We start from the raw sequence: 13,584 nt of genomic DNA on the forward strand, positions 1-13,584 counted from the left end.
GCGGCCGCACAAGGCCTGAGAAACCGCCGGCCGCCCCGGGCCCCCTCACCCCGCAGCAGCGGAGAAGGAGAAACCCCATCATGCACGCCCCGACCGTCCGACCGCAGCGTCAGCAGGGCACCACCGCCGCCATCATGCGCGCCATCGCCCGCCGCAGCCCCCGCCTGAACACCACCGCGGAGTCCGTCTGCGAGCGCGAGCAGTGCTTCGTCGCCTGGAGCGGTGAAGAGGCCGACTGCTGGAACTGCGGCATGCCCGCCACCCTCCGCAGCACCCGGCGCGGCTCCGCCCTCCAGCGGCTCCTGGCCGCCGTCGACGCCCACACCCCCCGCCCCCGCAACTCCCGGAAGGCGGCCCTGGCATGAACACACTGAAGTCCCTCACCGACCTCATCGGCGCCCAGGCCCTGGGCGACCACCTCACCGCCGCCGTCCAGGACCTCATCGACCGCGAGCAGATCGACCGCGCCGACGCCTACCAGCGGATCACCGACGCGGCCGACGCCGGCGCCCCGGCCGTCCTCGCCGCCACCCGCCAGATGTGGGTCCGCCGCGACGACGTCGACCCCGAAGAAGCCCCCGCCCGGCAGCTGTACGTCCTGGAGCGCACCCACACCGGCGTCTTCGTCACCTTCGTCGACATCGACCAGGCTGCCGACGACACCGACGACGGCGAACACGCCAACGTCGTCCCGGAACTACTCCCGTACAACGACCACTCCCTCGGCGCCGAGCTGCCGGTCGAGGTGCTGGAGATGTACCGGCTCGAGGCCTGGGAGCCGTTCGAACTGCTGCTGCCGACCGTGGGCGGCATCGACAACGTCCGGCCGCAGGGGGAGCGGAAGTCATGACCACCGCCCCGCCCCGCCCGAGCGTGACCGCCTGCCGCCAGTGCGCCGGCCGCCCGGCCGCCGTGCTTCAGACCGTCTCCGCCAACAGGCACGACAACACCCGCATCGCCGACCACCTGGCCGCCGAGCCCGGCGACGGCGCCCACACCCACGCCGACCGCGACGGCGACATGCACGTCGTCCGCCCGATCGGAACCACCTCGTGAGCGGCCGCCTCGCCCCCTTCCCCCGGTTCACCGGCGCCGAGCCCTGCCAGGCCCCGAACTTCGACCCCGACTGGTGGACCAGCGACGACTCCACCGACCGAGCCGCTGCTCAACTGGCCTGCCGCCGCTGCCCCCTCGCCACGCGCGAGGCCTGCCTGGCCTGGGCCATCGACCACCCGACCGCCGCCGGCGACGCCATCTGGGCCGGCACCACCCGCACCCGGCGCTCCCAGCTGCGCCGCGAATTCACCACCACAGCCCCGAAGGAGCCGAAGTGAACGAGGCCTACCGTGCTGCCATCGTCGACATGCTGAACAACGGCGCCACCGCCGACGACATCCGCGCGCAGCTGCCCGACGTGACCGTGGGCGAGATCGCCGCCATCGCCGAGACCAAGGGACTGACCCGGGCCCACGCCAAGGCCGGAGCCGCCCCGATCCCGGACGTCGACCCGCAGCTGGCGCTCGCTCTGGCCGCCCTGGCCTGGGGAGAGAACAGCCACACCGCTCGCCTCCGCAACCTGGCGGCCCGCACCCGCGCCGGCCTGACCGAGCTGCAGCAGCTGAAGCGCGACGCCTCCGCGATCGAGGCGGCCGAGAAGGAAGTCGCCGAGGCGACCCAGACCCTGACCAAGGCCCAGGCCAAGCTGCGGCGCCTGAAGAACGGCGGCAAGGCGACGAAGCCGGCCGCCAGCGCCAGCGGTCAGTCGCTGGACGACAAGCGCCGACGTGACGAGGTCCGGGCCTGGGCCCGCGCCCAGGGAATGGCCGTCTCGCAGGTCGGCTCCATCTCCAAGGACGTCATGGACGCCTGGAACAACCGGGACGGCAAGGCGGCCGTCCCCGCACAGCGCCAGGCCGGGTAACCGATGGCCGCCTTATCCGCCGACGCGGACGGCGGCCAGCCGCTCACCGGTACGGGGCGGGGTCACCCTGCTCCGTACCGGCGGCTGCGCCGGCTGCCACCTCCACCACGACCGGGCCCACCACCGCGTCACCGCCGCGCTCACCCGCGCCGCCGACCTGGCCGCCGCCGGGCAGCTCGCCCTCGAAGCGGTCGGCGACCTGGCTGTGCCGACCGAGCCGGTCCTGCCGCCCGCCCTCCCGGCCGCCCCCGAGTCCGTGTGCGGCGAGCCGCTGCCCTTCTTCACCCACTCCGACCGCACCGAGACCACGACCAGACCACGGAGGTCCACCCCTGATGGCCCGCATCACCGCCACCATCAAGCCCGTCCACGCCGACGGGACCGTCTGCACCCACAAGGTCACCACCACCGGCAAGCCCAAGGAAGTCGGCTGCACGGGCCGGAGCGCCTACCGCGCCACCTGCTCAGCCTGCCCCTGGACCGAGCAGAGCCCCACGAAGGCCGCGCTGGAGTACGTCCGCGACACCCACCTGCGCAGCCACCTCACCAAGCCCGCCTCCGCCGCTGTCTCCGCCTGAGATAAGGACACCCACACCCATGAAGCTCCGCCTCGAATACGCCCCGTTCGCCGCCGCCGTCGCCGACGCAGCCCGCGCCCTGCCCGCCCGGCCTCCCGTCCCTGTCCTCGCCGGCCTCAAGCTGGAGGCCGCCGCCGGAGAGCTGACCGTCGCCGCCTTCGACTACGAGGTGTCCGCTCAGGCCGGCCTGGCCGCCGACATCACGAAGGCCGGCAGCGTCCTGGTCCCCGGCCGCCTGCTGACCGACATCACCCGCACGGTCAAGGGCAAGAGCCCGATCGACCTCGAACTCGTCGGCCCCCGGCTCGTCCTGACCTCCGGCAGCACCCGCTACACCCTGCACACCCTGCCGCTGGAGGAATACCCGAGCCTGCCCAAGCTCGGTGAGGCCTCCGGCACCGCCGCCGGCCGCGACCTCGCCCACGCCGCCGCTCAGGTCGCCGTCGCCGCCGGCCGCGACGACACCCTCCCGATCCTGACCGGCATCCACCTCACCGTCGCCGACGGCAAGCTCACCCTCGCGGCCACCGACCGCTACCGCTTCGCCGTCCGCACCATCGACTGGACGTCCACCACCGACATCGCCGAGGGCCAGACAGTCATCCCCGCCAAAGCCCTGCTCGACTCCGCCAAGATGCTCGCCGACGCCGAGCAGGTCGAGCTCGCTCTCCCCACCAGCCAGGGCGTCTTCGGCATGGCCGGCCCCTCACGCAGCACCACGATGCGCACCCTGGAAGGCCAGCTGCCCGCGTACAAGAACCTGTGGCCCACCGAGTTCGAAGCCACCGCCCTCGTCGACAGCGAGGAACTGACCGCAGCCGTCAAGCGCGTCGCCCTCGTCGCCGAGCGCGGCCAGCCCGTCCAGCTCCACTTCGGCCAGGGCGCACTGTCACTGAGCGCCGGCAGCAGCGACGACGCACAGGCCCGCGACCGGATCGACGCCGCCTTCGACACCGAGACCGGCGCCCCGCTCACGATCGCCTTCAACCCCGCCTTCCTGCTGGACGGCCTGGGCGCCAGCGACGCCGACGCCATCAAGTTCTCCATCGTCGGCCCGACCAAGCCCGCCCTGATCACCGGCGCCACCAAGGACGGCAGCGACCTGGGCGACGACGCGCTCAACTACCTGCTCATGCCGATCCGGCTCTCCAGCTGACACCGCCCCGGGGCGGCCGCCAGGTCGCCAAGCTCAGCCGGCCGCCCCGGGCCTCCCACCCACACCGAGACGAAGGACCAGCGTGACCATCACCGACCACACCCCGACCACCGACACGGCCCCGACCACCCACCCCGCCTACGACCCCGCACCCTCCATCCCGCGGCTGCTGACCGAACTGGTGCAGGCAGAGTTCTGGACCCGCTACGCCACCGTCCGCGGCGCCACCGAGGCCTTCCACCCCGACTACATCGCCGACCGCAAACGCACCACGCTGCTGCTGCGCGCCGTCATCGCCGATCTCGTCGCCCTCGCCGACCCGCCCGACACTCACCACGCCGCCCAGGCCGCGGCCGCCGCCAACGCCCTGCGCCGCGCCGACTGGCTGATGCCGCTGCCGGCCGCAGCCGCGCGCACCTGGCTGCGCGGCCAGTACCAGCAGCACACCGAGCACGACGACCCGCACCCACCGAACTGCCCCGGCGGCTGCCAGGGATCGGGCTGGGCCATCGAGCCTGTCATCTGGCAGCACGACGGCATCCCCGTCCACGCCGAACCCGTCACCTGCCTGCGCGGCGAGGACGACGACCCGCACGCCGCCGACTGCACCGGATGCCACGGCACCGGCAAGCAGTACGACGCCGAGCGCAGCGAGTACACCCTCTGCAGCGCCTACACGCCCGACCCCGCGTACGAGCCCACCCCGGGCCACCACCCCGACGGCCCCTGGAGCAGCGCGGCCGGCGACTACAGCGACGAACCCCCCTTCTGACAGAGCCCTCGCCCTGTCGGCGACCGCCGGGCCGGCCCGCCCACAACCGGCCCGCCCGGCCCGTCCGGAGAGAAACCGATGACCCTTCTGCCCCGCACCGTCTACGTCGTGGGCTGCGACAGCTGCGGCGCCACCTACTACGTCCAGGGCCCCGACGAGGACAGCGATTATGAACTCACCCTGCCCACCCCCCAGCTGGATGCGGCCTGGGCCCGGCGCATGACCGCCGAAGGCTGGATCGCCACCACCCGGCACCTGTGCCCCGAATGCGCCAAGGCCCGCGGCACCGCGTTCGTGGAACGCCTCGAGCTCGAGCGCACCAACATCCCCCTCTTCGACCTCCCCGTCCACCGCCCCGCCCAGCGCGAAGGAACCGACCCGTCATGACCTACGAGCAGCAGCTCCGCGACAAGTACGCCGCCGCCCTCCACACCCACACCAGCCAGATCTCCGACGGCGCCACCGCGGCCGCTGTCCTGCGCTCGCTGCCGGTCCAGTACCCGTCAGGCCGACCCACCGTCGTCTGCCTGTGCGGCTCCACCCGCTTCTGGGACGAGCTCGCCGAGACCAACTTCCGCGAGACCGCCGCCGGCCGCATCGTCCTCGCCCCCGGCTGCGACATGAAGAAGCCGCACCCGCTGTGGAGCCACCCGCAGCGCGCCGAAGAACTCAAGCAGCAGCTGGACGACCTCCACCGGTGGAAGATCCGCGCCGCCGACGAGGTCCTGGTCGTCAACCCCGGCGGCTACATCGGCGACTCCACCCGCGCCGAGATCGCCTTCGCCCGCGAACTCGGCCGGCCGATCCGCTACACCGACCCGCTCGGATACGCCGTCGTCCTCACCCGGCCCGGCCTCGACCCGGTCCGCATCGGCCCCTACGAAAAGGAGCACCACGCCGAGCAGATGGCTGCCGGCCTGCGTGGCCAGACGTACAACACGCAGCACGTCGAAGGAACCACGTTCGACGTCGATGACTACCGCCCCGAGGTCGACCACCTGGCGCCGCGCGTGGACGCCGACCCGTACGCGCTCGCCGAAGTCATGGACGACGACCAGGGCGGCGACGGCACCGGCTGCAACTTCCCCGACCTCTACGCCCGCCTCGTCGCCCAGGAAGGCCACGACCGCGCCGCCGAGCTCTGGGGCAAGGCCTGCCACATCTACGACTACCTGCGCCACGGCCCGGACGGAGACCAGTAACCGCAGCACTCCATCGGGCACGGCCAGCGCCTCCTCGCGCTGGCCGTGCCCGTCGGCGCACCCGGCACCGAGCCTCATGGCTCGGAGCCCAGTTGGCGACCTCCGAGCGTCACATACGGGCGCCACCACCCCATAACAAGGAGGAGACGAGACAACAAAGGAGGAGACGAGAGAAGCCAGCCCCCGCACCTATCAGCGAGACAGGCCCTATCCAAGAGCCGTCGGCCGCGAAACCGCAGGCCACAGCCCTTGAATGGGGCCTTAGTGCTGACCGGAGTGACGGGCGTCGTCGCGGCTTGCGCCACTAACCCCCACCCCCGCCACCATGCTGACCGCGCCTCAGCGAAGAAAACCGGCGCCTCCTACTGTCTCGCTCCCACCCCGCGACGCAAGGGACGGGAGCAGTCCATGCTCCGCCACCGCATGCCGCCCGGGCATGCCCCGATCCGAAGTGAAGGAACCCATGGCTACCGACCCCAACACCCCGCGCGACGACCAGCACCAGGACGTGCGTCTCTACCTGCTGCTGCTTACCCTCCTCGTCGGCCTGGTGATCGTGGCAGGCACGGTCTACCTCAGCTATCAGCATCCGAAGCTCGCAGCGCCCATCCAGGCCGGCGGATCCGTGGCGGCCGTCCTGGCAGCCTGCGGGGCCATCGCCATCAAGAGGAGGTGACCTGCCAGCCGGGGGGAACAAGCAACCGGCACGTCGCGCGGTGGACGCCCGTCGCGGCTCGAAGGTGGCCCGGCCGGATCCAGCGCAGAGCCTGGGAACCGGCCGCGCCACGGCGAGGCTGCGGCGGCCCCGCTGCTCTCCTGGGTTTTACGGCGTAAAGAACGGCCACTCGCAGCAACGTCCCCAGCCTTCCCTACGAGCGGCCCGCCGCTCGCTGCTGGAGCAGGTACTCGCCCACGTAGACTCGCCGCTGCAGCCAGCCCTCCTGACCCGCGACTCCGACGAAGCCCAGCTGTGGCACGACCTGCTACCCGAAGCCGCCGGCACAGAAGGGCTCGTCATCAAGCGACTCACCCAGAGCTACCCGCGCCGCGAGCAGCACATCTGGCCCAAGCTGCGCCACACCGAGACATCCGACGTGGCGGTGGTCGGCTTCACCGGCCGCCCGGACCGCCCCGTCGTTACGGCGTCACTCTCCACCGCGCTGCGCCAGCAGCTCGCCCCCGTGCTGCCGGCCCTGGCCGAGCCCGCCCAGACCCGGATCGGTGAGACGCAGTACACCCGGGTGCGGCCCGGCCTGGTCGCCGAAGTCGAAGAGGGCACCACCCGGCACTGCCGTCATCCCGCGGGTGGTCCGGCTGCGCGCGGACGTCTGACCTCCCAGACGACGAACTCTGTTCCGCGGAGCGGAACGGAGCCCAGTCCCCTAAAGCATGTCGGAAGGGGGTAGCCTTGCCCCGACACATAAAGCTTGACCGGCCCGCTGGGTCCCGGTAGAGCCTTAAGAGTCGAAGCGTGCGGAGCGACTGCCTGCAGCCACCCGAACGCAAGAAGGCCCGGCCCCGGGTTGCAGCCCCAGAGCCAGGCCTCATGCAGTTACCGAGCCCGGTCGAGCATCAAGCGACCGGGCTCGCTGCATGTGCAGCAGCCCGTCGACCGCGCTTTCGGGGTGAGCACTCAACTTTCGCTGAGCGAACTACCTCACCAGGGCGATGATCGCCACCAGCAGACTCGCTGCCGCCAGGAAGACCTGCCACTTATCCGGCTCGGGCCAGTCGTCCCTGCCCCGCTTGTCCCATGGGGCGCTCATCAGCACCACCTCACTTTCCCCTCCCGGTCCGGCACCTGGTGGTTTGGTCCCGGGGGTCTGTGAACTGGCGGCCCGTACCGCTCAGTTCGGGAGGATCGGCGAAGCACGCTCAGAATACCTTGTTTTCTAAGGGAGTTATGGCCTAGGCCGCTCCTTGTGTCCGGTAGATTTGAGAAAAAAACCCCCATTCGAAGGTCGAGGTAGGGGTGTTCTCACGAATCACACGCAGTGCACGCTGTCCGCCTATGAACTTGCGGGGAGCATGCGGGCAAAATTTTTTCTCCTCGCTGCCGCCAGCTCTACCTCGAACCGGCGGACGTATCCCTTCCGGTTCCTGTGCCCCCTTGTTGAACGCCCATTGCTGGCTCATCGGGCCCTAGCCTCCCTGTTTCGCTTGGGGTGGCTGAGCTGGTGGATCCGTGATTTCGGTGGCTGGTCGCCGTGCGGGCAGGGCTGTGGCCCGACGCTGGGGTCGGGTGCTCCAGGGGTTCCTCGGGTTGTGGGTGGGCAGGGTTTGTCGCGGTTCAGGTGGCTGGTCGGGGCAGGGCCGCGAGCCGGGTGAATGCGCTGGTCAGTTCGTGACGCCAGGGCCAGGTCGCGGCGATCCGCAGGCGGAGGCGGCGGCCTCCGCGGGTGATGCGGGCGGCGGCGTGCAGCAGCCGGTAGCGGAGCTTCTTCGGCTCGGCGGTGGCCAACTCGCCCTCCAGTAGGAGGGTTTGGGTCCAGGCGAGCAGGTCGATGCCGGTCAGAGCCAGTTCGAGCCAGGCGGCGTTGATCGGGAAGTGACGGGAGGGGAAACGGCCGAAGCCGGTGGATTTACCGCAGCGGATGCGGTCCTCGACGCGGGCGTGTGCACGGTGACGGACCTCCAGCTGCTGCACGGATCCCTCGCCGTAGGCGGTGTCGGTGAGGAAGACCTGGTGGCGCATGCCTTCGTCGAGGTCGAACAGGGAGAGCTGGGCGCCGGGATGCGGACGCTCGCGCCGCACCAGGATGCGGGTGCCGTCGGGGTAGCCGTCAAGGTCGACCGCGCCGGTCAGCTCGGCGACCTCGGCCCCCTCGCGCAAGGAGCCGTCCTGTTCCAGCGCGGGATGCCAGAGGTGGTCGGGCAGGGCTCGGATCGCGCGGCGTACTGGTTCGGTGACGGGGTGTCCGACGGTGAAGGAGGCGTGGATGCCCCGGTCACGCAGGGTGCGTATGTGGTGCAGGAATGCCTTCGCGCCTCCGGCGCTGTCGGTGCGGATGAGGATGTCGGTGCCGTGGCGGTGGGCGTCGGGGATCTGGGCGAGCGCGGCATCGAGGACGGTGATGTGGTCGGCGGCGGTGTTGGCGCCGGCGTTGCCCGGCCGTAGCTGTCAGGCCAGGGCTTCGCCGGTGTTGTCCAGGAAGCACAGCAGCGGGTGGTAGCCGAATCCGCGCTTGTAGGTGGCGGCTGCGTGCTCCTTGTCCGAGTGGCAGGTGATCAGCGTGGCGTCGAGGTCCAGGACCAGGCCCGGCAGGTCGCACCCTCCAGCGCGGGCTGCCGGGATCCCTATCCCGGTCTCGGCGGCCTGCAGCCAGGCGACCTCCCGGGCGGCGGCCCTGGCCGAGCGCAGGCGGGCGAGTGCGGCTGAGTCGATGCCGGCCAGCAGTCGCCAGGCGGTCGGAGCGGAGGCGACGGGGCCGAACACCTCCGTTTCTGGTCACGCAGCACGGCCAGGTCCGCTATCGCCTCGCCGCCGTCGGCGAGCATGACCGCCAGATCGACCGCGATCCGGCCGGGGTCGTGCCCGGTACCACGCGGTCGCAGTCGACGCAGCGCGTCTGCGAAGGCGCTGGTCAGGTTAGTGACATCGGCGAGATCAGCCAGCAGGCGGGATCCGGCGTGGCTCACCACCCCGTGACCGTCGGCCGACACGACGAGCCGGGGACGCGACCGGGTAGTGTGCACGCAGAAAGTGCCTTCCTGCTGTGGTGATAGAAGCCCTAGACAAGCCTCATCTTCCCAGCTCAGAAGGCACTTTTGCTTTCCCGATCAAGATCCGGACACCGCAGCAAGTGAAACGCGCAGGCTAGTCCGGAAACCGCCGGGGCTGGGCATTCCGGCGATCGGCAATCGGTGGGGTAGAGGTTCCTCCGCAGGTCAGCGCCCTGGCGACACTCGCCCAGTGGAATGCCGCTCCCCGAAGTGCTGAGAAACGAGGGTCTGCCGACACTAATCGTCCATGGTGAAACCCTAGGTCGGCAGTGTCGACAACCCGTGTCGGGAATCAACGTCGGCAGAGGGCTCATGTCGACGCCGTACTTGGCGGCCGGTGTCCGAGATAGGAGCACGGGGCCGACGAGGCCCAGGCCCATGCCGAGGACAGCACCGGCGACCGCATCCGCCGCGCACTGGAGAGAGCATGGCGCCGCTGCTCCCGCTGCTCCCGCGCTGCGGCGGCGGTGAGCAGAAGCCGGACGTAAAGGCGATGAAGGACCCGTTCACCGAAGCCCTGTACCCGGAGGTCACCGACCACGTCCACCTGTGCCCGTCCTGTGCCACCGCCCGGTTCGAGGAGAGCTGACCGCAGTCCCGTCACTTCCACGATGCCCGGCCTCCGGATCGGAGGCCGGGCATCGGCTTGGTCCCTCACCGCTGGGCACCGGCGGGGCCGGTGCCCCATCCCTAAGCCAGCCCGCCAGGCAGCCCGAAGGCGCTCCCTCCTCGACCAATGTCTCGACAACCGTCAGCGATCGCTACCGCCGCGCTACTAAGGAGCGCGAGGGACGGACGGATGTGTTCTACCGGCGGTAGAATCGATGGCATGAGTAAGCCGACGAGCATCAAGACCAGCGAAAAGGTGCGTGACCGACTGCGCGCCCTGGCCGACGAGCGCGGTACCACCATCACGGAGCTGCTGGAGGAGCTCGCTACCCGCGAGCTCACGGCTGCCGAGCGGGAGCAGCGTGCCCTCGAGGCTGCTTCCGAGCTCGGCATCGAGTACACCGAGCAGGTCGAGCAGGCAGGCCAAGACGCCTGGGCGAAGATCCGCGCTCATCAGGGCAGCGCCGCCGCATGAATCTGGCGGCCGTTCTGGACCACACCGCTTTGACCGCCCTCTATCAGGCGGACCCGTTCTTCACCGGCCTGTACATCGAAGCCTCCCGCGGCACCGGTCGCGTAATGGTCCCGTCGCTGTCCGTCCTTGCTGCCGAGCGTCAGGTTGCAGGAGCGGGCAAGCACGCCGCGTCGCTGCGCTTTGCGGAGAGCGTCCCCTTCAGCACGGCGCACGCCGTCGATGCGATGGACTGGAGAAACGTGGACTGGCCAGTGGCTCACGCGGCGGCGATCGCCTGGCAGGCGGTCAAGGCGGGTGAGCCGCTCACGGTTTTGTCACTTGAGCCCGAGCTGTACGCGGGAACGGGCATCACCCCGCTGAATCCCACCTGAGCATCGCCTTCAGACCTCACGCGCTCGAATACACGGTGGCCGTTTCAGGTGAAACGGCCACCGGTCTGCGGTGCCCTTCAGCGTGTGCCGCGCAGGTACGCGCGCCGTGCAGTGACCAGCGCCCGCCAGCGGCTGCGGGTGAGCTGTTCGCCGTCCAGCCACCGTGCCCGTGAGGGCACTGCGAGGGTGAGACCGGCCATGAAGTGGGCGAGGTCGACGTAGTAGGCATAGTTGCCGGACTGGGTTAGGTCGCGCAGTCGCGTAATGACTGCCGCCAGTTCGTCGTCTGCGCCTCGGACAGCGTGGTGGAAGCACACGGCCAGCTCGAGGGTGGTTTCCGCGGATGTAAGGCCAGCAATGCTGATCTCGGTGCGCAGGTGCGCAGCGCGGTCTTCCCAATCCGCGGGCTCGCCGGCGTCGCGTACGAGCGCGGCGATCTGGGCGTTGATGCGCGACGCGCGAATGTTGACACCTGACAGGAGTTGTTCTGCAAGTTGAAGTTCGTCGTCGGCCCGGCCCGGATCGATGAACGCGAGAGCAAGGCTGCGCATCGACTGAGCGGTGGCCGCCTCACCGGCTATCGAATGCTCCTCCGCTTCAATGCGGCCTGCTTGATAGGCGGCAGCCGCCCGTGCCATTTCACCCTGCACCCACCACACTTCCGCCAGGACCCGGTGGTGTCGCCCGTCCCACCCGAGGGTCTGAGCAGCTTCGATGGCGGCGGGAAAGTCGCCGACGAGGCGGCTGAGGTGGGCAAGCCCACGCCTGGCGGCCGAAGCCAGCGGGCCGCCCCCGGCAATGACGCGCTGCATGCCCAAGCGGGAGTCCTCGGTACGCCCGAGGTCGCGCTGTGCCTTGGCCAGGTAATAGGCGGCCATCTCGTGCAGATCGGCGGGAAGCAGCCTGGTGCTGGCGACCGTGGCCAGCCGGTCGGCGGTGCGTTCCCGGTGCTCGTGCTGCCGGCGGGCGAGCGCGCTGAGCATCTCCACCAGAGCATCGGCGGCCGTCTCAAGCTCCCGCCCAGACGAATCACGCCTGGAGGGAGGGGCGATCGGCTCCCACACGGAGTCGCCCACGTAGCTCCACGCCGCCTCCGCGAGCCACCCCAGGCCGAGCCGGAAGTCGCGGGCGAGGATCAGGCCCTGGCGCAGGCAGCTGATGAGCAGCATCCGGTCCCGCCCGGTCCCCGTGCTCCACTGCTCGCCGAGTGCGGCGAGGGCACGTTCGGCGGCCTGGTGCCAGTCGCGCGGTGACCAGCGGTCGTCAGCCTGGTCGTCGGCGTTGCGCACGGTGGAGCGGATCAGGCCGTGCAAGTGGTAGGGCCACAGCCCGACGGCGTTTTCGCGAACGAAGGGCCGCTCGATCAGCCGCATCGCGGACGCTTCGTGCAGCATGCCCGCGGCCCGGGTCGCCAGAGCGAGGTCGAAGGCGTCCAGCAGGGCGACCGAGCGCAGCACGTGCCGCTCCTCGGGAGTGAGGTCGGACAGGGTCCGGGCGATCAGGGCACCGAAGTCATGGTCGAAGTCGGCCGGGACCGGCTCCCGGCCGGTCCGTCGGATCTCAAGAAATCGCATCACGGACAGATCGAGGTAGAGGGGCAGGCCGTGGGAGCGGCCGGTGATGACCTGGCGGATCTCAGCGTTGATGAGGGGCTGGCCGTCGCGGGCGAGCCGGCGGGCGAGGTAGTCGTCGCAGTCCTCGGAGGAGAAGTCCCCAACCAGCACCTGCCGACCGCCGCTCCACGCGGCCCCGGTCGCCGCAGTACGGGCGGTCGGCACGACGGCGGAGGCGGCCAAACCGGGCCAGGCCGCCGGTCCGGTGTAGTCGAGCTGGCCCTGCAACGCAGGCTCGGCCCACTGCAGCCGGGAGCGGCCGGTGACGATGAAGAACGCGTTGGGCATCAGCCACACCACCCGCTGGATGAGGCGCTCCAGGTCACGGTGCGTCCGGTCCCCGACGTCCTCGAAAGTGTCCAGCAGGATCACCGGCGTCACGCGCTTGTCCGCAGGGAGCTGGGCCAGCTCCCACGCCAGCAGGTGCGGATAGAAGGACAGCGCCTCCAGATCGGGCTCGGCCTCCAGCAGATCGGCGAGCCTCGCACACCCGGAGAGCGCGCGGACAGTCTGCCGCCGCTCCCGCAGCGCCCTCGTGAGGGAGCCGGCCACCGCACCAACCGCCGTGCCAACGCTGCCCGGTAGCAGCAGTGCCTGGGCGACGTCCGCCAGAGCGCCCTGCATCTGCTGCGGCATCGCATTACCGAACCGGCCGACCAGCCCGCCGCGGCGCAGGTACTCCTCCAGCGACTCCCCCGGGTGCTGCTGCTCCCAGTAGCGGCGCAGGGCCACGTCGAAGGCCGGCAGCGGTCGGCCGAGTCCAGCGAGCGCGGCCCGAATCATCAGCACGAACTGCTCGAAATCCGTATTAGCAGAGCGAGCCAGATCGATGCGCACGGGCAGGATCCGCTCGCCGCTCCAGGTGGGTTCGCCCCACTGGGCGGGCCGGTGCTCGGCGCCAGCAAGCGCAGTCTCGAGCTTGCGGGAGAGCGTGGTCTTGCCGATGCCGCCGACCCCGTGGAACACGATCACGTTATTGCGCGGCGCTTCGAGGTCCTCGACGTCGAAGCCCCGGTCGGCGGTGTGCCGCAGGTGCTCGGCGAGCGCAGCCGCGATCAACTCCCACTGCACCTGGCGGTTGGTGAACGCCTCCGCCGTGGCCATGCCCCGGTCGTTGCTGCTGAACAGCGCTCGCAGATCTCGTCCCGCCACGCCAACCCCCGC

At 70.6% G+C, this 13,584-nt stretch carries 17 protein-coding genes and 1 pseudogene; 15 read left to right on the forward strand and 3 right to left on the reverse strand.

From position 1 onward, the window contains the following. The first annotated feature begins 80 nt into the window (after positions 1-80). The 5 genes from ACTWQE_RS16410 to ACTWQE_RS16430 are packed head-to-tail and all read left to right on the forward strand — an operon-like array spanning position 81 to position 1,921. Positions 81-365 (forward strand): hypothetical protein, encoded by a 285-nt coding sequence (locus tag ACTWQE_RS16410; protein ID WP_443329679.1) that lies wholly within the window; start codon positions 81-83, stop codon positions 363-365. Beyond that, positions 362-850, forward strand: coding sequence for a hypothetical protein (locus ACTWQE_RS16415; protein ID WP_443329680.1), 489 nt, complete (start codon positions 362-364; stop codon positions 848-850). The genes ACTWQE_RS16410 and ACTWQE_RS16415 overlap by 4 nt, the downstream gene beginning before the upstream one ends. After that, positions 847-1,056: a hypothetical protein gene (locus ACTWQE_RS16420; RefSeq protein ID WP_443329681.1), complete on the forward strand. Its 210-nt coding sequence runs from the start codon at positions 847-849 to the stop codon at positions 1,054-1,056. Before ACTWQE_RS16415 ends, ACTWQE_RS16420 begins: the two co-directional genes overlap by 4 nt. Then, positions 1,053-1,334, forward strand: a complete 282-nt coding sequence (locus ACTWQE_RS16425; protein ID WP_443329682.1) for a WhiB family transcriptional regulator — start codon at positions 1,053-1,055, stop codon at positions 1,332-1,334. The genes ACTWQE_RS16420 and ACTWQE_RS16425 overlap by 4 nt, the downstream gene beginning before the upstream one ends. Then, positions 1,331-1,921, forward strand: a complete 591-nt coding sequence (locus ACTWQE_RS16430; RefSeq protein WP_443329683.1) for an Lsr2 family DNA-binding protein — start codon at positions 1,331-1,333, stop codon at positions 1,919-1,921. Before ACTWQE_RS16425 ends, ACTWQE_RS16430 begins: the two co-directional genes overlap by 4 nt. A 43-nt stretch (positions 1,922-1,964) precedes the next feature. Here the strand turns inward: ACTWQE_RS16430 and ACTWQE_RS16435 are convergent, their stop codons facing one another. Next, positions 1,965-2,210 carry a hypothetical protein gene (locus ACTWQE_RS16435; protein ID WP_443329684.1) on the reverse strand — a complete coding sequence of 82 codons (246 nt, stop codon included), beginning with the start codon at positions 2,208-2,210 and terminating at the stop codon, positions 1,965-1,967. Positions 2,211-2,256: 46 nt separating this feature from the next. On the opposite strand from ACTWQE_RS16435, the gene ACTWQE_RS16440 reads away from it, so the two are divergent. The 7 genes from ACTWQE_RS16440 (at position 2,257) to ACTWQE_RS16470 (ending at position 7,035) form a co-directional block, all read left to right on the forward strand. After that, positions 2,257-2,499 carry a hypothetical protein gene (locus ACTWQE_RS16440; RefSeq protein WP_443329685.1) on the forward strand — a complete coding sequence of 81 codons (243 nt, stop codon included), beginning with the start codon at positions 2,257-2,259 and terminating at the stop codon, positions 2,497-2,499. 19 nt (positions 2,500-2,518) lie between these two features. After that, a complete protein-coding gene (gene dnaN, locus ACTWQE_RS16445; RefSeq protein WP_443329686.1) occupies positions 2,519-3,655 on the forward strand; it encodes a DNA polymerase III subunit beta in 1,137 nt (378 codons plus the stop codon). Between the two features lie 82 nt (positions 3,656-3,737). Further along, the gene (locus ACTWQE_RS16450; protein WP_443329687.1) at positions 3,738-4,427 is read left to right on the forward strand and encodes a hypothetical protein; all 690 of its coding nucleotides are present in this window, start codon (positions 3,738-3,740) and stop codon (positions 4,425-4,427) included. 78 nt (positions 4,428-4,505) lie between these two features. Further along, positions 4,506-4,814: a hypothetical protein gene (locus tag ACTWQE_RS16455; RefSeq protein WP_443329688.1), complete on the forward strand. Its 309-nt coding sequence runs from the start codon at positions 4,506-4,508 to the stop codon at positions 4,812-4,814. Beyond that, positions 4,811-5,629 carry a hypothetical protein gene (locus ACTWQE_RS16460; protein ID WP_443329689.1) on the forward strand — a complete coding sequence of 273 codons (819 nt, stop codon included), beginning with the start codon at positions 4,811-4,813 and terminating at the stop codon, positions 5,627-5,629. Before ACTWQE_RS16455 ends, ACTWQE_RS16460 begins: the two co-directional genes overlap by 4 nt. Positions 5,630-6,092: 463 nt before the next feature. Beyond that, positions 6,093-6,305 carry a hypothetical protein gene (locus ACTWQE_RS16465; RefSeq protein ID WP_443329690.1) on the forward strand — a complete coding sequence of 71 codons (213 nt, stop codon included), beginning with the start codon at positions 6,093-6,095 and terminating at the stop codon, positions 6,303-6,305. Between the two features lie 40 nt (positions 6,306-6,345). Beyond that, on the forward strand, positions 6,346-7,035 hold the full coding sequence (locus tag ACTWQE_RS16470; protein ID WP_443329691.1) for a hypothetical protein: 690 nt from the start codon (positions 6,346-6,348) through the stop codon (positions 7,033-7,035). Positions 7,036-7,919: 884 nt separating this feature from the next. On the opposite strand, the pseudogene ACTWQE_RS16475 reads toward ACTWQE_RS16470, so the two are convergent. Beyond that, positions 7,920-9,325: pseudogene (locus ACTWQE_RS16475) on the reverse strand (IS1380 family transposase). 454 nt (positions 9,326-9,779) lie between these two features. Here ACTWQE_RS16475 and ACTWQE_RS16480 point away from each other — a divergent pair. From ACTWQE_RS16480 to ACTWQE_RS16490, 3 genes are all read left to right on the forward strand, one after another. Beyond that, positions 9,780-9,941 (forward strand): hypothetical protein, encoded by a 162-nt coding sequence (locus tag ACTWQE_RS16480; RefSeq protein WP_443329692.1) that lies wholly within the window; start codon positions 9,780-9,782, stop codon positions 9,939-9,941. Between the two features lie 240 nt (positions 9,942-10,181). Then, positions 10,182-10,436 (forward strand): hypothetical protein, encoded by a 255-nt coding sequence (locus ACTWQE_RS16485; RefSeq protein WP_069936223.1) that lies wholly within the window; start codon positions 10,182-10,184, stop codon positions 10,434-10,436. Beyond that, positions 10,433-10,807, forward strand: coding sequence for a PIN domain-containing protein (locus ACTWQE_RS16490; RefSeq protein WP_443329693.1), 375 nt, complete (start codon positions 10,433-10,435; stop codon positions 10,805-10,807). Before ACTWQE_RS16485 ends, ACTWQE_RS16490 begins: the two co-directional genes overlap by 4 nt. A 77-nt stretch (positions 10,808-10,884) precedes the next feature. Here ACTWQE_RS16490 and ACTWQE_RS16495 read toward each other — a convergent pair whose 3' ends face one another. Beyond that, positions 10,885-13,572 carry an ATP/GTP-binding protein gene (locus tag ACTWQE_RS16495; RefSeq protein WP_443329694.1) on the reverse strand — a complete coding sequence of 896 codons (2,688 nt, stop codon included), beginning with the start codon at positions 13,570-13,572 and terminating at the stop codon, positions 10,885-10,887. Positions 13,573-13,584 lie beyond the last annotated feature (12 nt).

This window comes from Streptomyces sp. 8N706 (genome assembly GCF_052245415.1).
Classification (GTDB): Bacteria; Actinomycetota; Actinomycetes; order Streptomycetales; family Streptomycetaceae; genus Streptomyces.

Coding starts and splice junctions, on each gene's coding strand:
- dnaN (WP_443329686.1), top strand. CDS start 2,519: ATGAAGCTCCGCCTCGAATACGCCCCGTTCGCCGCCGCCGTCGCCGAC.
- ACTWQE_RS16490 (WP_443329693.1), top strand. CDS start 10,433: ATGAATCTGGCGGCCGTTCTGGACCACACCGCTTTGACCGCCCTCTAT.
- ACTWQE_RS16455 (WP_443329688.1), top strand. CDS start 4,506: ATGACCCTTCTGCCCCGCACCGTCTACGTCGTGGGCTGCGACAGCTGC.
- ACTWQE_RS16480 (WP_443329692.1), top strand. CDS start 9,780: ATGGCGCCGCTGCTCCCGCTGCTCCCGCGCTGCGGCGGCGGTGAGCAG.
- ACTWQE_RS16485 (WP_069936223.1), top strand. CDS start 10,182: ATGAGTAAGCCGACGAGCATCAAGACCAGCGAAAAGGTGCGTGACCGA.
- ACTWQE_RS16410 (WP_443329679.1), top strand. CDS start 81: ATGCACGCCCCGACCGTCCGACCGCAGCGTCAGCAGGGCACCACCGCC.
- ACTWQE_RS16415 (WP_443329680.1), top strand. CDS start 362: ATGAACACACTGAAGTCCCTCACCGACCTCATCGGCGCCCAGGCCCTG.
- ACTWQE_RS16460 (WP_443329689.1), top strand. CDS start 4,811: ATGACCTACGAGCAGCAGCTCCGCGACAAGTACGCCGCCGCCCTCCAC.
- ACTWQE_RS16465 (WP_443329690.1), top strand. CDS start 6,093: ATGGCTACCGACCCCAACACCCCGCGCGACGACCAGCACCAGGACGTG.
- ACTWQE_RS16440 (WP_443329685.1), top strand. CDS start 2,257: ATGGCCCGCATCACCGCCACCATCAAGCCCGTCCACGCCGACGGGACC.
- ACTWQE_RS16420 (WP_443329681.1), top strand. CDS start 847: ATGACCACCGCCCCGCCCCGCCCGAGCGTGACCGCCTGCCGCCAGTGC.